Genomic DNA, 21,515 nt, shown 5'->3' on the forward strand with positions numbered 1-21,515 from the left:
ATACCCTTTTTATCTATTGTTATATGACGAATAAAATTTTATTCCGTTTTATTTTTTTCATTATATATTCCTTCATATTCTCCATTTACGCTACTGCATTCAATATAAACTATTTGGGCAATTCTTGCATCATTATATATTGTAATGGGATTGAAAACTTGTAATAAATAAGTGGGAGCTCCCTCATATCCGGGGTCATGAACTGCTGTATAAATTGTAGCTCCCATTCTTAACAGGGAGCTTCTCGGGTATGCAAAACCTGCCATATTATTTGGTATTTTTACTTTGTCTGCTATTTGAACAGTGTATATTCCTTCTTTTAATATTATTTTGTTGTCTTTGTCTGAATTAAATATTTCTATTTGGTCGGGGAGCTCCCTTTTTTCATTGGTATAGTCCAGAGCTCCATCACCATTTAATTTAAATATTTTTCCAACTCTTAAATCAATTCCGCATTGCTGGATTTGTGCATCATCTTTTATATTTACGAAGTTTTTTGAAATATTTGCCCCTATTATCATATTTTCCCATATTTATTATTGTTTTTTTATCATTATTTTTTTATTTAACAATGGCACCGCTTCCATCTCTTCTGTAATTTCCAAATTCTTCTTTAATATATTTTAATTCATCTCCAAAAAATACTGGACCATCTTTACATACACAAAGACCTTCACCATCAACGGCACATTGCCCGCATATTCCAATACCGCATTTCATAAATCTTTCTAATGAAACTTGAACAGGTATATTATATTTATTTGCAATTTCTACAACCTTTTTCATCATTATTTCAGGTCCGCAGGTAATTATTAAATCAAATTTTTTATTTTCGGTTTTCAATATCTCTTCCATTTTTGTTGTTGTAAAACCATTATATCCATAACTTCCGTCATCTGTGCAAGAGTATAATTTTCCGCATTTTTCAAATCTATCCTTAAATAATAATTCTTCTTTTGTTCTTCCTCCCAATATTGTAGTAATTTCAATATTTTCTGAGAAATTTTCCACAGCACTAATTATTGGTGCAGAGCCAATTCCACCAGCCACGGCAAGTATTTTATAGCCCATTGGTTTAAATGAAGTTCCATAAGGTCCTCTAACTCCAATTAAATCTCCTTCTTTTAAATTATGTAGTGCTTCTGTGAATCTTCCAACTTTTGCCACACTAAAAGAATTTTTTGAGACAAATCCAAAAGGTTTTTCATCTATTTCAGGAATCCATATCATAGCAAATTGCCCAGGCTTAAAATCAAACTCTTTATTTAATATGAATGTTTTTACTGTTGGACTTTCTTCTACTATTTTTTTTATTTTACAAATGGTAGGTTTTTCCATAATGCCACCTTTTTTTATTTCTGTGGTTTAGCTAATCTCTGATTAGCTTAACCTTTTTTTATTTCTGTGGTTTAGCTAATCTCTGATTAGCTTAACCTTTTTTTATTATCTTTTTTTCTATTTATTCGCATAATAGCCTATAAATATACCGCAAATTAATCCCATAATCAATGCAACCATAAATATTATTGGGTTTTTGAATTTACTGTTTGATATTATGGTTATAATTGTATTATTATTACTATTATTATTACCATTATTTTGTTTAGAATTATGGTTAATTAAAATTTGGTTGTTGTCAACTGTATTAATTATATCATTAGTTAATTGGGCATAATATATAGAATATTTTAAATAATATACTTCCGACATTTTATCGTCCATTGAGGAAGAATATTCATAATAACTTAATGCAGATATTGGAATAACCCCGCGAGCTCCAACTTGATTTATTTTATTGTATGATATGTTTCTTAAATAATCAACATCACCCATATAATTGAAATAAGTAGTAGAAGAAACCATAGCGACAATACTTTTTGAGATGGACAATAAATATTCGCCTTTATCATAATAGTTTTTAGCTTCAATTAAGTTGGATTGGGCATCAATTAGCATTTCTGGCGGGAGCTCCGTAGATGCATGAACTACAAGATTATTTGAATCCCCCATATATCTAATAGCAAGACCCTTAAAATCATTTTCATTTAATACCTTATTTTGATTTAAAATATTATTGGTTGGAGTATTATATATAGTTTCGCCCGTAGTAATATCTTTTTCCAGCGATAGCCACCACATGCCACTATTGGCTCTTAATTTTGCATAAGATGCATAATTTAATGATTTTAATAAATTTCCTTTATTGTATTCAATCCATGCCTTTTCCATGGTTTTATTTGATTCGTAGAGCCTACTTTTTGAAGCAATAATTATTTCAATGTTATTTTTGGTTATTGCCTTGTTATTTACCAATTTTATATCATAATCAATATTATTTTGAACTTCTGAAAGATAATTTTTAGTATATTCTTCTTTTTTTGTTTTATTTGGGCTGTTATGGTAGGTTAATATAGTTTCAATATTTTCAAGAATTATTAAAGCACCAAATGCTTTTGAAGTGGCAGAATAATAACTTTTATTTAAATAAAGGTCTTTTGATTTATCAATATTTATTTTTGAAGAATTCAATTTATTTTTTAAATCTTGGAGCTCCGAGTTATTTAAATTATTATTTTGTAGATATAATTTATATTCTAATTCTTTGTATTTATTTTCGGATAAATTTAAGGCATTGTCAGACAATTTTTTCATTATATTGTTGTATTTTATTTTAATTAATGGATTTTCTTTATATACTGTTTTATTTATTTTATAGTTTGTGAAATGATATAATGCCTCGTCAATGCTTTTTACTTCTATTACTGTTATTCCTAATTTTTTTCCATATTCTATGACATCAACAGTATCATTGGTATCATTGGTGTTGTTGTTATATGGGAGCTCCACGAATCGTTCTCCCGAAGGAATTAAAAAACAGGATATGTTTTTTGAATGAGATGCATTTATTTTTTCCAAAATCCCTCCCACTTTGCCTATACTACCATCTGGATTTATACTACCGGTCATCATAACACTGCGGTTTAATTTCCAACCATTTAATTCTGCAATTGTGGCAACACATAAAGAAGCTCCTGCGGAAGGTCCGCCTATTATTGGGGCATCAGAATGCACGATATAATATATATTATAATTATTTTGGTTTTTTTCAGTTATCTCGAAAGCCTTTTTTGATGCAATTTGTGCTGAGCTTTGTATATCCATTTCGGTTAATGGGTTGGTGTCCATAAATACATGCCCTTCACCATTCGAAGCTTTAATTGTTATATCCACAGTAGTTCCGACAAAACCATTTTCGGATGAGGCAACAGCTGGGGCTATTATTGAAGTATCTGCAATATTCATTGGAATTGTTAAAAATAATGCTAAAAACAGAATTAATAAACGATTTTTCATAATACACCATTTTAGTTTTAGTGGTAGATAAAAAATAATTAAAATAAAAATAAAGAATGTTTTATTATTATATTGTGCTGGTTTTATTTTTATAATGCTTATTTATCATCATTATTTATTTTTTAACTGCTATTTTAATATTTCCTTTTGTATTGTTAATTAATTTGTTTTTAATTTCTTCAACGGCTTCTGTTTTAATTCCAACTGTTAATTTTACGGTTTCTGAATATTCTTCATTTAATATAGTTTCGTTTTGCAATATCTTCTTTACAGTATTTAACAAATTGTAGGAGATTATAATTTCAAAATATTCCTTTTCAAATATTTCGATTATTTCGCCGTTGTCAATAGCCTCCTTAGCCGTATCCCCATAGGCTTTTACCAATCCCCCATAACCTAATTTAGTTCCGCCATAATAACGAACTACAACCACAACAATATCTTTTAGATTTTTTCGTTCTATTATATTTATTATGGGTTTCCCTGAGCTCCCTGCTGGTTCTCCATCATCACAATATTTCATGGCAAAATTGGATTTGATTAGGTAGGCATAAACTACATGTGTGGCATCGTTATAGTTGGATTTTATGGAATTTATAACCGTTTTTGCTTCTTCTTCACTATTTATTGGTGAAGCATATCCCAAAAATATTGAATTTTTAAATATTTTTTCTGAGTTTCCCAATTTTTTAATTGTTTTATATTTCATTTTATGCCTTTTTCCAAATTGTTCCCTTTGGACTATCCTCTAAAATAATATCCATTTCTTTTAATTTATCCCTTATTTTGTCGGATAAATTATAATTTTTTTCTTTTTTTAAATCTGCACGGAGCTCCATCAAAATATTTATTAAATTTTCCTCTGCGATATTTGTATTTGTTGCAGTGTTTATGGTGGAGCTCCCAAATATGCCAAATATTTCCCCAACCATTTTAAAAAATTCATAGGATTTTAATATTATGCTGTAATTTGGCAATTCATCGGAATTAGCATAATTATTTATATATTTATTTATGGCAGTAGATACTTCAAAAACATATTTAAGAGCCTGAGCGGTGTTAAAATTATCGTCCATGGCAGTATAAAATTTTTCTGTGCAATTATGTATTGTTTCAATTGTATTTTTATCTATTTCATTTAATTTATATTTTATTTCTGAATTTCTAAATGCTACGGTTATATTTTGTATGGTATTATATAATTTGTCCAAATTATTTTTGGAGTGATTTATGGCGTCCTCTGTATAATCCAGTGGGGAGCTGTAATGCCGTTCTAATAGGAAAAATCTAATTAATTCAGCAGAATATTTTTCAAATAAATCTTTAAGAGTAGAGAAATTCCCCAAACTTTTGCTCATTTTTTCATTATTTACCATCACAAATCCCGTATGGATCCAATAATTTACCCATTTTTTATCAGTATAACATTCACTTTGTGCCTTTTCGTTTTCGTGGTGGGGGAATATTAAATCACATCCTCCGCCGTGAATGTCAAAATTATCCCCCAAATACTTTAAACTCATAGCAGAGCATTCAATATGCCACGCAGGTCTTCCTTCTCCCCATGGGCTATCCCATTTTGGCTCATCTGGTTTGGCAAATTTCCAAAGGGCAAAATCTCGTTGATTTTTTTTATTTATATTTATATTTTTTTGTTCGGAAGTCTCTTCTTTGATGTTTATTTTTCGGAGCTCCCCATATTTTTCATATTTTGAGGTATCAAAATAAACTCCATCGGCTGTGGCGTAGGCATATCCTTTTTTTTCAAGAACTTTTATAAATTCAATTATCTCATTTATATGTTCTGAAACTCTTGGGTATATTAAGGCAGGTTTAACATTCAATTTTTCCATATCCTCTAAAAAGGAGTTTATAAATTTATCCGATAATTCTTTAATGGTTGTTCCCTGTTCATTTGCACGATTTATAATTTTATCATCAATATCTGTAAAATTTATAATTAATTGAACAATATAATTTTTATGTTCTAAATATCTTCTAATTATGTCAAAAGCTACATAAGTTCGCCCATGTCCTAAATGGGCATGGTCATATACAGTAGGTCCGCAAACATACATTTTTATTAGTTTTTTATTATTGATAGTTTTAAATGTTTCCTTATTTTTTGATGCAGTGTTGTAAATTTTCATAATTTCCCCGATAATATTATAAAATGATATATGATAATATATAATAGTATGGATAATATATAATATAGATAACATAAAATACATATATATAAATTATAATTGTGATATTGATATTACTATATTATAAACTTATTATTATAATATTAATTATCAATATTATTAAAAATTATTAAGTTGATTAGAATTATTAAATATTTATAACTATTAAATTATTAAATTATTATATATGGTGATATAGTGCCTACAATAAATGTTAATAAAATAGACCTTGAAAAACTTATAAACATGTCGTTATCGGACAAAACCATAGACCATAAATTTCCAATGATGGGGGTGGAAGTTGAGGAAATATTTGAAGAAAATAATCAAAAAATTGTTCAATTTTCAATAAATCCAGATAGGCCAGATTATTTAAGTGTGGAAGGGTTGGCACGAGGATTCAGGGGATTTATCGGAATAGATGCAGGATTACCAAAATATGATATCTATGCCTCTGATTTAGAAGTTTATGTTGAAAATGTTAAATCTCGCCCATACTGCGGATTTGCCATAATAAAAAATATAATTATAGACGATTTAGTGCTTGAAAGTATTATAAATCTCCAAGAAAAATTGCATTGGAGTATAGGAAGAGATAGAAAAAAAATGGCAATTGGAATTCACGATTTGGATAAAATTGAAGCACCATTTTATTATAAAGAAATAAATGGCGATGAAATTGAGTTTGAACCATTGGGACATAATGAATTAATGACACCAAAAGAAGTGCTTGAAAAACACGAAAAAGGAGTAAAATATGCCCATTTATTACGGGGAGATAAATTTCCAATAATTGTTGATAAAAATAATGCTGTAATATCTATGCCACCAATAATAAACGGAAATTTAACAAAGGTAGGGACAGAAACACGAAATTTATTGGTAGAAATCACTGGAACGGACAAAAATGCAGTAGAAAACACTTTAAATATAATAGTTTGTGCTTTGGCAGATAGAAGAGGAACAATATTTTCTTTAAAATTAATAAATAATGGGAACGAAACAATATCGCCAGATTTAACCCCAGATAGTGCCGAAATAACGATAGATGAAATAAATACAAGATTGGGGCTAAATCTCAATGCTGGGGAAATTATAGCCTGTCTTAAAAAAGCAAGATATGATGCTCAATACAGTTATGAGGACGAAAATATAAAAATAACAATTCCGGCATATAGGACGGATATATTAAATAATATGGATATTATTAAAGATGTTGCTATTAATTATGGTTATGAAAACTTTAACGGAAATCTTCCAGTCGTTGCGACTATTGGGGAAAAACATGATATCGAAAAGAAATTTGAGTTTATAAGAAATACAATGATTGGGTATGGATTATTTGAAGTTATGAATTTAACATTATCTAACCAAGATGTTTTATTTAATAAAATGAACGAAAATATTGAAGATAATGAATATGTGGAGGTATTAAAACCTGCTTCAATAGAGCATAGGGTAGTTAGACCTACAATATTGCCTTTATTGCTTGAAACTTTGGCCAACAACAAACACAATGAATTACCACAAAAAATATTTGAAGTTGGAGATTGTGTTGTAATTGATGAGAAAGACGAGACACTATATACACACTGTAAAAATGTTCCAAAAGTTTCCGCCGTAATTACTCACCACAATGCAAACTTTAACGAAATAAAAGGACTTGTAGAGGGATTGATAAGAGAAATGAACATAGAATATTCAATAGATAATTATAAACATCCATCATTTATAGAAGGAAGATGTGCAAAAATAATTGTAGATGATGAAATAGTTGGGTATTTTGGGGAGCTCCATCCCGAAGTTATATTAAACTTTGAATTGGGCTATCCTGTTGTTGGGTTTGAAATGGAAATAAAATAAATAAATTTTTAATATTTATTATTTTATTCATTTTATAATTTAACAAAATCCTTATACGACAAATAACAAATTAACAGACCAGATACAACAGCTCCGCTTAATATCATCCACATTATAACAATTTGGATAGTTGCGGCATAAATTGGGTCAGCTCCTCCTATTATCATACCAGTCATAGCACCAGGGATAAATATTATACCTGCTGTTTTTGTTCTATTCATTTGCGGAATTATGGCTGAATTAACACCAGATTTTATAAATGGTTTTGTTGCCTGAAAATCCGTAGCACCTAATGCCACATATCCCCAAAGTTCATCTTTACGGGATTTAACCTCATCTATGATTTTGTCTAATGTTAAGTGTGCCGTATTTAATGAATTTCCTATTACCATTCCCATAAGTGGTATAAGATATTGCGGTTCATATGGAACAACATTTGAAAACACAAGAATAAGCAACGAAATTATTGCAGTTCCCAAAAATGTAATAAATAAATTGAGAAATAGCTTTTTTTTATTTGGTATTTTTATTTTTTTATAAACCATAAACGAAGCTGCAATTATCATTATCATCATTAATAAATAAGCCACAGCTATTCCATATGAAAATATGGTTATTAATATATATCCCAATATAAACAGTTGAATAAGAGCCAAAATAGAAGTATAAACTATTTCTTTTTCTATTCCTAATTTTTCTTTAAATGCCAATGCCAATGCCAACAGCACAAAACTAAAAGAATATATTAAATTTTCAAACATGGAGCTCCCCCATTATTAATTTTTCCATTATTATTTTTATATTGTTATATGGTATATTACTCATATCTTTTTATAATTAATTAAACATTTTGCTATTTTTTTATCTACATTAATTCCCAATTCTCTAAATCCTTTGGTTCCCGGTGCTGTGTTGGTTTCTAATACTTTATATCCCTCTTTTGAGGGCAATATGTCCACTCCAACTATTTGCCCATCGATAGCTTCGGCACTTTTTAGAGCTATTTCTGATAATTCATCATTTATTTTTAGGAGCTCCACCTTATTCCCTTGATGTAGATTAGTTATAAAATTGGAGCTCACTCTTCTATATCCTCCCACAACTTCACCATCTACAACTAATATCCTAATATCTTTATATATTCCATTATTTCCAAATTCAACATATTCTTGAATTGTAGTTCCATACCACATGGCATTTTTTGAAGCTTCTTTTAATTCGGCATCATTTTTTATTAATTTTACTCCATTTCCACATTTTGAAAAGCAATTTTTTATAATTACAGGATAATTTATATTATTTTTTGACATAAACAATTTTGCATCGTTATAATCTCTTATTAATCCCGTTTTTGGAGTTTCTATATTATTTTTAGATAATAATTTAATGGTTTTAAATTTATCCGCTGAATTATATATCGTTTTCAATGAATTAATAAAAATATGGTTTTCGACTTCAAGGACATTCAATATCTGCCAAGAAAAAAGAGTTAATTTATCAAGATATTCACCAATACCGCATCGGGAATGAATAATATCACTATCTATATTAAACGATTGGTCTATCTGCAAATTATCGTCTGATAAAAATAGTATTTCGCATTTTTCTCCCAATTCTTCTATTGATTTTTTTAGGCTGTTTATTGAGGAACCGCCTTCTGCACAAATTATTGTAATCATAATAGCACCTTTATTTGGGAAAAATAATAAAATAACATACATAAAAATAATATATATCAATATTACATAAATGAATATGCCATTGATATAAATATTAATCCCCAAACCATTAAACTAATTGAGGTTAAGCTTCTTTCATTTATTAAGTATTCTGTAATCATTGAAATCTTATTTAATAATTTATTATCCTTTCTTAAATCTCTTATCAATTCTGGTAGTGCGTTCCAAATATGGAATCCATCAAGGGGCAGTGCTGGAAGCAAATTAAAAAATCCAAGCATTAAATTTAACATGCTAGTCCAATACAGAGTTTGAAGTATAAACGATATACCCGCTGATGCTTCGGCATTTATTCCGATTAATCCATCTGTTGAGGTAGTAATTGAGTTTATGGTTATCAATTTGTTATTTCTTAATATTGTTATTTTAATTTTTTCATTTGGTTTAATATCCTTTACGGCATTTTGAAAACTAGTTAAAGAGTTTATTTTGTGGTCGTTAATTGAATATATTACATCTCCCTTTAATAATACTCCCTGTGCAGGATAATCCTCTGCCACATTTGATATGGTTATCGGAGAATCCATATTCATTGCAAAAGGCATTGCAAATATTGCTATAACAAATATTATTACATTTGCAATTGGTCCAGCTGATGCAACTGCACCCCTAATTTTGTTATTGGTATCTTTAAATTCATCGCTTAATTCTACAAAGGCACCCAATGGAATACCCAAGCCCAACAATAAACCTGTGCTTTTTATTTTTAAATTATATGCCCTAGCAACTATACCATGTGCTAATTCGTGAAGCGTTATTCCTATGATTAATGCCACAATTCCGGGAATCCATGGTATTAAATTTCCAAATAAAAATATAATTGGTTTAGATGTCTCTTTGGAGACTGTTCCAGAAAATAAATTAATCGTGGAATTTATAAACATATACAGCGTTAATATAGATATTATCATACAGATAGGAATTAACCATAGGCTTAATTTTCGCCAAAATTTGTATTTTCCAACTTTATCTATTATTTTTAATCCTGCTGAGGTCCTTAATATTCCAAATAATCCATAATATATTTTTAATCCCATTTGTGAGGTTTCGTATTCATTTTCGCCATTATCTGATTTTTTTTCGAGTTTCTGCTTTTTAGTATTTATTATATATATTATTGACCAAATTATTAAAAATACCATTAATATATTTGTTGAAGTTATTTCCACGATTTCACCAGATAATATGTTTATGTCATAATGTATTTGGGCTTAGCATATTGGGAGCTCCGTAAATACTAATTACAAATATGCCGTTCCATAAAATGTCTAAATATCTTAAATTACCTCTATAAATGCCTATATCAATAAGATTTGAAAATTATAATAATATTAAATATATTGATACAAAAGTTTGAGCGAAATACATATTCTGAATATAATTAGAAAACTATATATACTTTTATAAAAAATACTATTTTGGATATCGTAATACTAATTATGTAAAAAATAATATTAAAATTAGATATATTAAAAATATAGTAAATCGACGAACAACCTGCATAATTCCCAATATATAGTTAATCTTCAATAATTGTCCCTTATCCGGCTTATTATTAAATAAAATCTCTTCGAGATTTTATACAAAATCGAAGATTTTGTAAACAAATTTCTTCATTTATTTGTAATGTAGTAAGTGATTTTAGCTTTTAATAGCATCTCTAAATTTTTCTCTGAAAAATTTATACGACCTTAAAAATTCCTCCGGAATTTTGGGTCGTAAAAACTCCTTCGGAGTTTTGAGATCGTAAAAATCGCTTTGCGATTTTGAGATGGTTTAGCGAAAAAGACCGAAGATTGACTATAAATATAATCTTGCGATTATGAAATATGGAGATGCAAAAAGTTTGAGCGAACTATAATAAAAAAATTAGAGGTATAATATGGAAGCATTAGTTTTGTTAGGTCATGGAAGTAGATTACCTTATTCAAAAGAAATAGTTGGAAAAGTTGCAGAAAAGATAAAAGAAAAAAATATTTATGATATTGTAGAAATTGGAATGATGGAATTCAATGAGCCAACCATACCTCAAACAATTAATAAAGTTATAGCAGAAGGAGCTAAAAAAATTATAATTGTGCCTGTATTTTTAGCACATGGAAACCATACAAAAAGAGATATTCCACAAATATTGGGATTAATCGAATGTGAGGAGCATCACCACGAGGGGGAAGGGGGACATCACCACCATCACCACCATCACCATGGTGAAAAAATAGAGGTGCCAGAGGGCGTTGAGATAATATACAGAGACCCAATGGGTGCAGACGATAGAGTTGTTGATATTGTTTTAGATAGGGCAAAAGGAAATTAACTTATGTCGGCGAGAAGTCAGATGAAAAACCGCATATATGTTTTTCATTAACCCTGTTAAAATATATTAGATAAATTTATATATTCTTTTTTGATATTATTTTTTTTAGAACCTATGGCTTGTTTAATAGTTTGTTTATAATGTTGTAAAAGATTAATTTATTATATGATGCCATGCCATGGGATAGGTATATCGAAATTAATTATTAAAATAGTTCCAGAACATACTATAATCAATAGTTTCATTTTTTAGCGGTATTATTGATATATGGTAGTGTATATTTTATATTATTGGTATTTTTTGTTTAATATTTTAAAATATAGTATGGTTAATAATGGGCATTTTGTAATAATGTCATAGAAATATTTAACGGACAAACTTTTCTCAAATAACTATATTAAGAAAATGGGGCGGTTATTTTGAAATTAAGATTAATAGAATGTTTTATTCCAAAACATATTTTTGTAGGCCTTGACAACATAGTTGATGAATACAAAAAAAATATTGTCTGGCACAATGTTTCGGAATTGGGGAGCTCCATGGTAATAAGAATACTGGCTACACTAAATGCCACTGAAGCTATTGTTGATATGTTAAACAAAGAGTATGGCGGTTCTAATTTTAGAATAATCGTATTTGAACCCACTACAACGGTTCCGACAATAACAGAAGAAAAAAAGGAAGAAAATATATTGGATAGTGAAGAGGTAAAAAAAGGAAGGCATAGATTATCGAGACATGAAATATATGATAAATTATTTAGTGTTATGAATTCACCCAACGAATATTATTTAATGTTAATTATATCTACAATTGTAGCTTCAATAGGGCTTTTGAGAAATGATGTGACCATAATAATTGCATCTATGATTATCGCACCACTATTAAGTCCAAATATATCTCTTTCATTTTCTATCGGTGTTGCAGATTGGGAGTTGGCAAAAAAATCATTGCATAATTTATTTTTTGGAATTGGGCTGGCATTGGTATTTTCCATATTGTTGGGATTTCTTGCCCCCATATCGATAGATAATCCTCAAATATCATCGCGATTATCAATAGGTTTGATGGATGTTGTTATAGCATTGTGTGCGGGGGTTGTCGGTGCTGTTTCTACGGCTTCGGGCATATCTTCTGTGGCTATTGGTGTTATGATAGCCGTGGCATTACTGCCCCCATTGGTGGCGTTTGGATTAATGGTAGGTTCTGGACATGCTATTGAGGCAATTCCAATATTATTATTATTTGTTATAAATATAATTGGAGTAAATTTGTCCTCCATATTGGTATTTTATGCATATGGTATATCCCCATATAAATGGTGGAAAAAAGAAAAAGCTAAAAATTTAACAATTATTTCAGTTATGTTATGGTTTTTGCTTTTATTTTTGGTGGTTATGCTAATATCATATTTAAAATATTAATGTTTTATATTATTATGATTATAATATTATACATATTATAATTAATACTAATTTATCATTGGTGGTGAAACTATGGGAGTAAGAAATCCTGTTGTGGCTGGTGCATTTTATCCATCAGACCCAAATGAATTAATTGAAATAATAGAATACTGTTATTTTCATAAATTGGGGCCTAACACAATCCCAATAGGTGGAGAATATAAAAAGCCTGTTGGAGTGATTGCCCCTCATGCAGGTTATATTTATTCGGGAGCTCCTGCTGCATATTCATATAGTGCTATTTCGGAAAGAGTTAGCGGGGATATCACGGCAATAATAATTGGCCCAAATCATACTGGATTAGGTGAAGGAGTTTCAGTTATGGACGGCATATGGAAAACTCCTTTGGGAGATGTTTCCACAGATACAGAATTTATCGATAAATTATGGAAGGAATGCGATGTAGTAGAATTAGATGAACTGGCACATAGTAGGGAACATTCCATAGAAATTCAACTACCATTTTTACAGCATATTGCATTAAGACAAAGCGTAAAATTTAAAATTGTTCCAATTTGTATGGCTATGCAGGACTATGAAACTTCAATGGATGTTGGGTATTTTATAGCAAAAATAGCTAAGGAATTAAATAGAAATGTAATAATTATAGCATCCACTGATTTTAGTCATTATGAGCCACAGGAAAATGCTTCAAAAAAAGATGCTTTAATCATAAAAAATATATTGGCAATGGATGAAAAAAGTTTATATTCTGATGCCATAACCTACAATATATCTATGTGTGGATATGGCCCCACCATGGCAATGATTAGGGCAATGAAGGAGCTTGGTGCAACTACCTCAAAATTGTTATCCTACTGCACTTCGGGAGATATTACTGGGGATTATTCTTCTGTTGTAGGATATGGTTCGCTTTTAATAGAGTAAATTATATAATTATAATATAATTATATTAATATACATATATAAATATATAATTATTTTAAAAAAATAATATTCAAAAAAATAACTTACAACAAAAAAAATAATATGGGGATACTGGGATTTGAACCCAGGTCTAGGGATTTCTCCTGCATTAGGTTTTAGTCCAAATCCATATAGGCACTTGGAGTCCCCAATGATAGGCCAGGCTACACCATATCCCCGAAAACAAATATAATTAAAACAATTATCAATTAATACAATTGTATTAAACATTATTATAGAACCAATAAGATATATATATACTTTTCGGATGGAATATTATGAACGACAAAAATAATAACATAAATATTATAAAAATAGGCGGTAGTTTAACATATTCGGTAAATGAATTATTGAATAAATTAAAAGATTTTTGCAACACAAGTGGTAAAAAAATAATAATTGTTCCCGGAGGAGGGCAGTTTGCAAATGTTGTCAGGGAGCTCCATGAAAAAACAGAATTAAATGAGGATGGCGCCCACATGCTTGCCACAAAATCAACTGATTTAATTGGGCTTTATTTTTCAGAAATATCTGGAATCACAGCAGTAGATAATTTATATGATGCTAAAAAAATATTAAATAAAGAAAATATTGTAATAATACTACCTTCAAAAATTGTATTGGCCACCGAGGAGCTCCCCCATTCATGGGAATTAACCTCCGATTCAATATCTGCATATATTGCCAAATGTTTGGATATTCATAGCATAATTATAGCTACTGATGTAGATGGTATATATACAACATATCCTGAAGGAAAACTATTAAATACTATAAATGTTAAAACCCTTAAAGGCTTTACTTCTGTTGATAGTTATATATCGACAATGTTATTGAAACACAATATTGAGTGCTTTGTAGTTAATGGGAAGCACCCAATGAGAATAATAAATATTTTAAAAAACAACAGTGATATATGCACAAAAATTACAATTGATTAACATAAATTAATCGGGTAATTATCATATATGTTGTTATATAATTGTGCATATGTCAGGGACATAAAACACACTATAAATTAACTTATTTGCTCGTTAGTAGTATGTCTATTGATGATTACGAACTATAAAATATACATAAATATATCTAACATATTGATATAAAAAATATAAAAAATACCATTGGTGATTATATGAAATATAAATGCACATCTTGTCATGCAGAGATTGCTCCAAGGGAACATGCCGCAAGGTTTTTATGCCCGAACTGTGGAGAAGTAGAATTAGTAAGATGCGAAAAATGTAGAAAATTAAGTAATCCATATAAATGTGGAAAATGTGGATACGAAGGACCATAAAATAGAGAAATGGGATATTTAATAAAATGGATATAATAATATTAAATATATTGTCGATATTGAAATAACTTAGATGGTGAAAACATGGGAATTGTTATGGTAAAATTAAAAGTAATGCCTGTAAGTCCAGAAGTAAATAAAGATGAATTGTCTGCTAAAATAAAAGAAACCGTAGAAAGCATGGATATAATATGTAGAAACATAGAGGTAGAACCATTGGCTTTCGGATTATATGCAGTATTTCCACTTATAGAAATGGAAGAAAAAGAAGGGGGAACAGAACCTGTTGAGGAAGCACTGGCTAACTTAGATGATGTTGAAAGTGTAGAATCTGTGGAAGTTTCATTAGTATAATTTTAAAATTAAAATTTGCATATTTGTAGTCTATGGTTTTTTATTGGATATATTAATATTTTATTAAAAAATTATAATTCGAAACATTTATTCTAAATCTGTAATTATATGTGGTGTTTGCCATTATACTACTATTTAGCACTATATATGATATAATAACTCATTATATTAACCATATAGGAAAAATATGATAACACATATAAACAAGATTGAGCATATAAAAGAAGTTGTTAAATTTGTGGAAAATAGTGGATACACCATAAATATCCATACAAATAATAAACTAATTATGGAGATTGGGACTGATAGGCCTGATTTTCTATCAAAAAACACGATAGGGAATGTAAAAATTCACTATATAAACAGCACCAAATTAATGGCAAAAATAGGCATTGAATTGTTGAGGTAGTAAAAATGAGTAAGTTAAATTATAAAGTAGAAACAGACCCTAATAAAACTGCAAGAGCTATGGGTAGATCATTGAGAATTTCAAGAAAACATACCATTGAAATTTGTAGGGAAATAAGTGGTATGAAATTAGATAAAGCTATTGCATACCTAAATAGAGTAATTGAGTTAAAACAAGTTGTTCCATTTAAAAGGCATGGAAAAGATGTTCCGCATAAAAAAGGAAAATATGGATGGACAGCAGGTAGATTCCCTCAAAAAGCATCTACACAAATATTAAGTGTTTTAGAAAATGCAAAGAAAAATGCAGAATACAAAGGTATGAATACAGAAAAATTGAGAATAAAACACATATCCTCAAATAAAGGATTTACAATAAAAAGACACATGCCAAGAGCATTTGGTAGAGCTTCGCCAAAAAACCAAGAAACAGTTCATGTTCAAGTTATATTGGAAGAATTTTACTAATAAACATATATATACACATGATACAGGATTATTTTAAATCGATAGGTGAATTAAATGATTGAAAGAACATTTATAAAAGAAAATGTCATGGAAACCTTGGTTGATGAATACTTAAAAAATAAATTACCAAGAGCAGGATACAGCCACATGGATGTAAAAAAGACTCCAATAGGAACAAGAATAACAGTATTTGCTGAAAAACCGGGTTTCGTAATTGGAAGAAAAGGTAAAATGGTAAAAGAATTAACCGAAACAATTGCAACAAAATACGGCGTAAATAAACCTCAAATAGAAGTAAAACAAATAGAAAGCCCTGATTTGGATGCAGGAGTTGTAGCTCAAAAAATAGCTTCCTCCCTTGAAAGAGGAATGCATTTTAGAAGAGTAGCACATTCAGCTATTAGAAGAGTTATGGCACAAGGTGCAAAAGGTGTTGTTGTAATTGTTTCTGGAAAATTAACCGGGGAAAGGTCAAGAACAGAAAAATACATGGAAGGATACATGAAACACTGTGGAGAGCCATCAGAGGAATTAGTAGACCAATGTCATAAAATTGCAAAATTAAAACTTGGTGTGGTTGGAGTTACAGTTAAAATAATGCCTCCAGAAATTACACTTCCTGATGAAATTGTTATAAAAGATGTGCCAAGTAAAACCACCGTAGAAACAGTGGAAGAATAAATAAAATATAATTAACTATTATTGGTGAGAATATGGCTATATTAAGAGCAAGCGAAATAAGAGAAATGTCTGCTTCTGAACTCAACGACAAATTAGTTGAAATAAAAAAGGAATTGATGAAGGAAAATTCCAACAAAGCAACTGGTGGAGCTCCTTCAAATCCTGGTAAAGTTAAAGAGTTAAAGAGAACAGTAGCAAGAATTAAAACAATAATGAATGAAAAGAAATAAGCAATGCAATTATGCATTGTATCAAGGGGTGCAGTAATGCCTGAAATTTGTCCAGTATGTGGGCTACCAACAGAATTGTGCGTATGTGAAGAAATTGCAAAAGAAGAGCAAAAAATAAAAATATATGTTGCAAAAAGAAGGTTTGGAAAATTAATGACGGTTGTTGAAGGATTTGACGCAACTTTAATTGATGTTAAAGACCTTGCTAAAAAATTAAAAGATATTTGTGCCTGTGGCGGAACTGTGAAGAAAGATTCCATTGAATTACAGGGAGACCACAGAAGAAAAGTTGAACAGGCCCTTATAAAAATGGGATTCTCAAAGAATACCATTGAAGTAAGGTAATAATATTAAAATTAGTAAAAATATTTATGTGGTGTGTTCGGAGCTCCATGAAGAAAACTACGATATATGCGTAGGCTAAATATCGAACAAACTTTGAACGCACTCCATATATTATATTCTGTATAATTATTTAGTCGTCATAATCATAAAGTTTATATATGACCACCATATATGTAGGTTTTATACTATTTGATTACTTGATTATATACGACCTAAGGATGCTTAGGCACACCCTAAGGTTTATGCTGGGTAGAGGGACACCCAATGATTACTCCATACAATATATTAAGACATGAATTAATCGGATTAGATGTAGAAATTACTCAATCAACCAATAAGTCTCTGGTTGGACTAAAAGGAAAGATTGTATATGAAACTCGAAATACTATTAATATTGAGAGATTCGACAATTCCAAAGAGGTAATGATACCAAAAGATATCGCTGTATTCAAGTTTAAATTAAACGAAGAATACATTGAGGTTATTGGTGAATTACTGATGGGGAGACCAGAAGATAGGTTGAAGAGGAAAATTAAAAACATATATCCATATTAATCCTATTTTAAAGTCCCAACTATAATTCAAATTTCATTATATAGTATGCTTTCAAGATAAACAGTTATATCATAAATACATAATCGGCGTAGGCTAATTATGTTATTTTTAGTATAATTCAAAGCACTATATTATTTATTAAATTAGATGCATAGATATTTAGTATATTATTATAATATATATTTTCTATATTTTAGGAGGAATATTATGAGAAACATAGGAATTGATGTAAAATCTCCTGAAAATGAGTGCAACGACAATGACTGTCCATTCCACGGCAATTTGCCTGTGAGAGGACAGGTATTTGAAGGAATTGTAGTCAGTGACAAAGGACATAATGCAATTGTAATTAAAAGAGATGTTGTAAGATACATCCCAAAATACGAAAGATACGAAAAAAGAACCACCACAATGGTTGCTCATTGCCCATCCTGTATTGACGCAAAGATTGGCGATAAGGTAAAAATTGCTGAGTGCAGACCAATAAGTAAAACTAAATCGTTCGTAGTTATTGAAAAAATAGAGCTTTCAGAATAAGGTGATTAGATGAAGGGATTTGGTTCAAAAGTCATAAGGTCATTACCTAATGGGGCAAGACTAATATGCGCCGACAACACAGGAGCAAAAGAGCTTGAAATAATAGCTGTTAAAGGCTATAAGGGTGTTGCAAGAAGATTACCTGCTGGCGGTGTTGGAAGTTTAGTATTTGTTTCTGTTAAAAAGGGAACGCCTGAAATGAGAAAACAGGTATTACCTGCGATTATCATTAGACAGAAAAAAGAATATAGGAGACCAGACGGTTCAAGAGTTAAATTTGAAGATAATGCCGCTGTAATCGTAACTCCCGAAGGAAGCCCAAAAGGTTCAGAAATTAAAGGACCAGTAGCAAAAGAAGCTGCGGAAAGATGGGCAGGAGTTTCAAGATTGGCTAAAATAATACATTAAAAAGACATGTGGTGAATATTATGGTTTTGACAACTTCAAAACAGCCAAGAAAACAGAGGAAAGCATTATATAATGCTCCACTCCATGCAAGAAACAAATTGATGAGTGCAATGCTCTCAAAAGATTTGAAAGAAAAATATAACAAAAATGCACTTCCCGTAAAAACAGGAGACACTGTAAAAATACTCAGAGGAACCTTCAAAGGAATAGAAGGGGAAGTATCAAAAGTAGATTACAAATCCTATAAGATATATGTTGAAGGAGCAGTAAATAGAAAACAAGATGGAAATGAATCTCTCTATCCGATACACCCATCAAATGTTATGATTGTTAAGATGGACGATTCTGACGATAGAAGATTTAAATTTTCAAATAAATAATTGATGAATTGAAGAATTATATGAAGGTGCGAATATGGCAAATAAAGGACCAAGGAAGCATTTGAAAAGACTACCCGCTCCAAAAAACTGGCAAATTTCAAGAAAAACCAATAAATATACTACAAGACCATCCGCAGGACCTCATGCAATGGGGAGCTCCTTGCCGTTATTGTTGGTTCTTAGAGATTTATTAGGTTATGCCGATAATGCAAGAGAGGCAAAAAAAGTTATTAAAATGGGTAAAGTGTTAGTTGATGGAGTAAAAAGAAAAGACCACAGATACCCGACAGGTTTAATGGATGTAATATCATTACCTGATGCAAATGAAAGCTTTTTGGTAGTATTGGATGAAAAAGGTAGAATTAAATTAAATAAAATAAAAGATAACACTAAAAAGTTATGTAAAATTGAAAATAAAACTGTTATAAAAGGCGGACACATTCAGTTAAACCTTCACGATGGTAGAAATCAAATAGTAAAACTTGCCGATGCTACAAAAGCTGAGGAAGATATTTATAAAACAGGAGATTGTGTTATTCTCTCTATTCCAGAACAGAGCATAGTAGGACATGTTCAGTTTGGTGAAGGAAAATTGGCATACATCACAGGCGGTAAACACGTAGGCGATTTTGCAAAAATAATAGGTATAGAGAAAAAACAATTATATCCTGATATAATTACACTTGAAACAGAAAACGGAGAGCAGTTCAAAACCATTAGAGACTATGTTTTCATAGTTGGTGACGACAAACCTGTTATTTCAATGTAATGAAGTGAATATAAAATATATACAATAAATATACGGTGGAAACATGAACTTCCAAGAAGCATGGGAAAAACAGCCTATGAGTAAGCCTAGAATAGAGAAGGTTACTGTGAATATGGGGGTAGGTGAGAGTGGGGATAAATTACTCACTGCTGAGAAGGTTGTTAGTGAAATTACCGGTCAAAAACCCGTAAGAACATTGGCAAAACAAACAAACCCTGCGTTTAACATTAGAAAAAAACTTCCAATTGGTTTAAAAATCACATTGAGAGGTAAAAAAGCAGAGGAGTTTTTAAAAGATGCTTTTACGGCATTTACAGCATCAGGAAAACAACTATTCACCTATTCATTTGACAAAAGAGGAAATTTCTCATTTGGTATTCCAGAACATATAGACTTCCCAAATCAAAAATATGACCCATCAGTTGGAATCTATGGTATGGATATATGTGTAACCTTTGAAAAACCAGGATACAGTGTTAAAAGAAGAAAAGCTAAAAGAGCAAATATTCCAGCGAAACATCTAGTAAGCAAAGAAGAAGCTATTAATTATATCGAAACTATATATGGTATAAAGGTAGAGCAGGAATAATTTTGAGTAATCTCTTATATTGTAAAAAGGAGCTCCTCGGAGCATAAATAAAAAGTTGGTGAAACGATGGCAAAAACACCATTCAAGAAGAAATACGGATATGGTTCAAAAATATGCAAGAGATGCGGTAAAAATGGACCAGGAATTATAAGTAAATATGGAATAAATATGTGCAGACAATGCTTTAGGCAGTTAGCATCGGAATTAGGATTTAAAAAGTATGATTAAATAAATTAAGGAGGTATCAATATGAGTCTAATGGACCCACTTGCGAATGCATTGAACCACCTATCCAACTGTGAAAGAGTAGGAAAGGATGTGGCATATGTTCAGCCAGCATCAAAGCTCATAGGTAGAGTATTTAAAGTTATGCAGGATAAAGGATATATGGGAAACTTTGAGTATATTGAAGATGGTAAAGCAGGAATCTACAAGGTAGAATTAACAGGACACATTAATAAATGTGGAGCAGTTAGACCAAGATATGCTGTTAAAAAAACCGAATTTGAAAAATTCGAAAAAAGATATTTGCCTGCAAAAGGATTTGGTTTATTGATTGTAAGTACGCCAAAAGGATTAATGACCCATGACGAAGCAAAAAGTAATGGATTGGGTGGAAGATTAATATCCTATATATACTAAAAT

General features: G+C 30.1%; 28 protein-coding genes and 1 tRNA gene. 20 read left to right on the top strand and 9 right to left on the bottom strand.

Translation table 11 applies throughout. From position 1 onward, the window contains the following. Nucleotides 1–38 precede the first annotated feature (38 nt). The 5 genes from MAEO_RS07040 to cysS form a co-directional block, all read right to left on the bottom strand. The gene (locus tag MAEO_RS07040; protein ID WP_011974080.1) at nucleotides 39–521 is read right to left on the bottom strand and encodes a deoxyuridine 5'-triphosphate nucleotidohydrolase; all 483 of its coding nucleotides are present in this window, start codon (nucleotides 519–521) and stop codon (nucleotides 39–41) included. A gap of 40 nt (nucleotides 522–561) precedes the next feature. Beyond that, nucleotides 562–1,338 (bottom strand): dihydroorotate dehydrogenase electron transfer subunit, encoded by a 777-nt coding sequence (locus tag MAEO_RS07045; protein WP_011974081.1) that lies wholly within the window; start codon nucleotides 1,336–1,338, stop codon nucleotides 562–564. 117 nt (nucleotides 1,339–1,455) lie between these two features. Then, a complete protein-coding gene (locus MAEO_RS07050) occupies nucleotides 1,456–3,354 on the bottom strand; it encodes a S16 family serine protease (RefSeq protein ID WP_011974082.1) in 1,899 nt (632 codons plus the stop codon). A gap of 115 nt (nucleotides 3,355–3,469) precedes the next feature. After that, nucleotides 3,470–4,063, bottom strand: a complete 594-nt coding sequence (locus tag MAEO_RS07055) for a YigZ family protein (RefSeq protein ID WP_011974083.1) — start codon at nucleotides 4,061–4,063, stop codon at nucleotides 3,470–3,472. Nucleotide 4,064: 1 nt separating this feature from the next. After that, nucleotides 4,065–5,504, bottom strand: a complete 1,440-nt coding sequence (gene cysS, locus MAEO_RS07060; RefSeq protein WP_011974084.1) for a cysteine--tRNA ligase — start codon at nucleotides 5,502–5,504, stop codon at nucleotides 4,065–4,067. Between the two features lie 237 nt (nucleotides 5,505–5,741). Here cysS and pheT point away from each other — a divergent pair, with 237 nt between their 5' ends. Next, nucleotides 5,742–7,406, top strand: coding sequence for a phenylalanine--tRNA ligase subunit beta (gene pheT, locus MAEO_RS07065; RefSeq protein WP_011974085.1), 1,665 nt, complete (start codon nucleotides 5,742–5,744; stop codon nucleotides 7,404–7,406). 32 nt (nucleotides 7,407–7,438) lie between these two features. On the opposite strand, the gene MAEO_RS07070 is transcribed toward pheT, so the two are convergent. The 3 genes from MAEO_RS07070 to MAEO_RS07080 all read right to left on the bottom strand — a co-directional run bounded on the left by MAEO_RS07070 (nucleotide 7,439) and on the right by MAEO_RS07080 (nucleotide 10,314). Beyond that, nucleotides 7,439–8,167: an ABC transporter permease gene (locus MAEO_RS07070; RefSeq protein ID WP_011974086.1), complete on the bottom strand. Its 729-nt coding sequence runs from the start codon at nucleotides 8,165–8,167 to the stop codon at nucleotides 7,439–7,441. A 60-nt stretch (nucleotides 8,168–8,227) separates the two neighbouring features. Further along, nucleotides 8,228–9,085, bottom strand: a complete 858-nt coding sequence (gene cofF, locus MAEO_RS07075) for a coenzyme gamma-F420-2:alpha-L-glutamate ligase (protein WP_048062404.1) — start codon at nucleotides 9,083–9,085, stop codon at nucleotides 8,228–8,230. 62 nt (nucleotides 9,086–9,147) lie between these two features. Further along, nucleotides 9,148–10,314, bottom strand: a complete 1,167-nt coding sequence (locus MAEO_RS07080; protein WP_011974088.1) for a M50 family metallopeptidase — start codon at nucleotides 10,312–10,314, stop codon at nucleotides 9,148–9,150. Between the two features lie 713 nt (nucleotides 10,315–11,027). Between MAEO_RS07080 and cfbA the strand changes: the two genes are divergently transcribed. The 3 genes from cfbA to amrB all read left to right on the top strand — a co-directional run bounded on the left by cfbA (nucleotide 11,028) and on the right by amrB (nucleotide 13,810). Continuing rightward, entirely contained in the window at nucleotides 11,028–11,459 is a 432-nt protein-coding gene (gene cfbA / locus MAEO_RS07085) for a sirohydrochlorin nickelochelatase (RefSeq protein ID WP_011974089.1), read from the top strand. Between the two features lie 419 nt (nucleotides 11,460–11,878). Beyond that, entirely contained in the window at nucleotides 11,879–12,883 is a 1,005-nt protein-coding gene (locus MAEO_RS07090; protein ID WP_011974090.1) for a TIGR00341 family protein, read from the top strand. A 72-nt stretch (nucleotides 12,884–12,955) separates the two neighbouring features. Continuing rightward, on the top strand, nucleotides 12,956–13,810 hold the full coding sequence (amrB, locus tag MAEO_RS07095; RefSeq protein ID WP_011974091.1) for an AmmeMemoRadiSam system protein B: 855 nt from the start codon (nucleotides 12,956–12,958) through the stop codon (nucleotides 13,808–13,810). A 103-nt stretch (nucleotides 13,811–13,913) separates the two neighbouring features. Here the strand turns inward: amrB and MAEO_RS07100 are convergent. After that, nucleotides 13,914–14,028, bottom strand: a tRNA-Trp gene (locus tag MAEO_RS07100). 99 nt (nucleotides 14,029–14,127) lie between these two features. Between MAEO_RS07100 and mfnE the strand changes: the two genes are divergently transcribed. The 16 genes from mfnE (at nucleotide 14,128) to MAEO_RS07180 (ending at nucleotide 21,512) form a co-directional block, all read left to right on the top strand. Then, the gene (gene mfnE, locus MAEO_RS07105; RefSeq protein WP_011974092.1) at nucleotides 14,128–14,790 is read left to right on the top strand and encodes a [5-(aminomethyl)furan-3-yl]methyl phosphate kinase; all 663 of its coding nucleotides are present in this window, start codon (nucleotides 14,128–14,130) and stop codon (nucleotides 14,788–14,790) included. Between the two features lie 191 nt (nucleotides 14,791–14,981). Next, nucleotides 14,982–15,146: a zinc finger domain-containing protein gene (locus MAEO_RS07110; protein WP_011974093.1), complete on the top strand. Its 165-nt coding sequence runs from the start codon at nucleotides 14,982–14,984 to the stop codon at nucleotides 15,144–15,146. An 84-nt stretch (nucleotides 15,147–15,230) separates the two neighbouring features. Beyond that, nucleotides 15,231–15,500: an elongation factor 1-beta gene (locus MAEO_RS07115; RefSeq protein ID WP_011974094.1), complete on the top strand. Its 270-nt coding sequence runs from the start codon at nucleotides 15,231–15,233 to the stop codon at nucleotides 15,498–15,500. A gap of 187 nt (nucleotides 15,501–15,687) precedes the next feature. Continuing rightward, nucleotides 15,688–15,909, top strand: a complete 222-nt coding sequence (locus tag MAEO_RS07120) for a hypothetical protein (RefSeq protein WP_011974095.1) — start codon at nucleotides 15,688–15,690, stop codon at nucleotides 15,907–15,909. 5 nt (nucleotides 15,910–15,914) lie between these two features. Continuing rightward, on the top strand, nucleotides 15,915–16,376 hold the full coding sequence (locus tag MAEO_RS07125) for a 50S ribosomal protein L22 (RefSeq protein WP_011974096.1): 462 nt from the start codon (nucleotides 15,915–15,917) through the stop codon (nucleotides 16,374–16,376). 54 nt (nucleotides 16,377–16,430) lie between these two features. Further along, on the top strand, nucleotides 16,431–17,057 hold the full coding sequence (locus MAEO_RS07130) for a 30S ribosomal protein S3 (RefSeq protein ID WP_011974097.1): 627 nt from the start codon (nucleotides 16,431–16,433) through the stop codon (nucleotides 17,055–17,057). Between the two features lie 32 nt (nucleotides 17,058–17,089). Further along, nucleotides 17,090–17,287, top strand: coding sequence for a 50S ribosomal protein L29 (rpmC, locus tag MAEO_RS07135; RefSeq protein ID WP_011974098.1), 198 nt, complete (start codon nucleotides 17,090–17,092; stop codon nucleotides 17,285–17,287). 36 nt (nucleotides 17,288–17,323) lie between these two features. Continuing rightward, nucleotides 17,324–17,632 (top strand): stress response translation initiation inhibitor YciH, encoded by a 309-nt coding sequence (yciH, locus tag MAEO_RS07140; RefSeq protein ID WP_048062405.1) that lies wholly within the window; start codon nucleotides 17,324–17,326, stop codon nucleotides 17,630–17,632. A gap of 264 nt (nucleotides 17,633–17,896) precedes the next feature. Beyond that, the gene (rnp1, locus tag MAEO_RS07145; RefSeq protein ID WP_011974100.1) at nucleotides 17,897–18,187 is read left to right on the top strand and encodes a ribonuclease P protein component 1; all 291 of its coding nucleotides are present in this window, start codon (nucleotides 17,897–17,899) and stop codon (nucleotides 18,185–18,187) included. Nucleotides 18,188–18,394: 207 nt separating this feature from the next. Continuing rightward, on the top strand, nucleotides 18,395–18,724 hold the full coding sequence (locus MAEO_RS07150) for a 30S ribosomal protein S17 (RefSeq protein WP_011974101.1): 330 nt from the start codon (nucleotides 18,395–18,397) through the stop codon (nucleotides 18,722–18,724). Nucleotides 18,725–18,733: 9 nt separating this feature from the next. Further along, nucleotides 18,734–19,132 (top strand): 50S ribosomal protein L14, encoded by a 399-nt coding sequence (locus tag MAEO_RS07155; RefSeq protein ID WP_011974102.1) that lies wholly within the window; start codon nucleotides 18,734–18,736, stop codon nucleotides 19,130–19,132. A gap of 20 nt (nucleotides 19,133–19,152) precedes the next feature. Further along, nucleotides 19,153–19,512: a 50S ribosomal protein L24 gene (rplX, locus tag MAEO_RS07160; protein WP_011974103.1), complete on the top strand. Its 360-nt coding sequence runs from the start codon at nucleotides 19,153–19,155 to the stop codon at nucleotides 19,510–19,512. A 34-nt stretch (nucleotides 19,513–19,546) separates the two neighbouring features. Then, complete coding sequence (locus MAEO_RS07165) at nucleotides 19,547–20,281, top strand: 30S ribosomal protein S4e (RefSeq protein ID WP_011974104.1); 735 nt, start codon at nucleotides 19,547–19,549, stop codon at nucleotides 20,279–20,281. A 43-nt stretch (nucleotides 20,282–20,324) separates the two neighbouring features. Further along, nucleotides 20,325–20,870: a 50S ribosomal protein L5 gene (locus tag MAEO_RS07170; protein ID WP_011974105.1), complete on the top strand. Its 546-nt coding sequence runs from the start codon at nucleotides 20,325–20,327 to the stop codon at nucleotides 20,868–20,870. Nucleotides 20,871–20,936: 66 nt separating this feature from the next. Continuing rightward, a complete protein-coding gene (locus MAEO_RS07175) occupies nucleotides 20,937–21,098 on the top strand; it encodes a 30S ribosomal protein S14 (protein ID WP_011974106.1) in 162 nt (53 codons plus the stop codon). A 21-nt stretch (nucleotides 21,099–21,119) separates the two neighbouring features. Next, on the top strand, nucleotides 21,120–21,512 hold the full coding sequence (locus MAEO_RS07180; RefSeq protein ID WP_011974107.1) for a 30S ribosomal protein S8: 393 nt from the start codon (nucleotides 21,120–21,122) through the stop codon (nucleotides 21,510–21,512). Nucleotides 21,513–21,515 lie beyond the last annotated feature (3 nt).

Source organism: Methanococcus aeolicus Nankai-3, assembly GCF_000017185.1.
GTDB lineage: Archaea > AGJL01 > Methanococci > Methanococcales > Methanococcaceae > Methanofervidicoccus > Methanofervidicoccus aeolicus.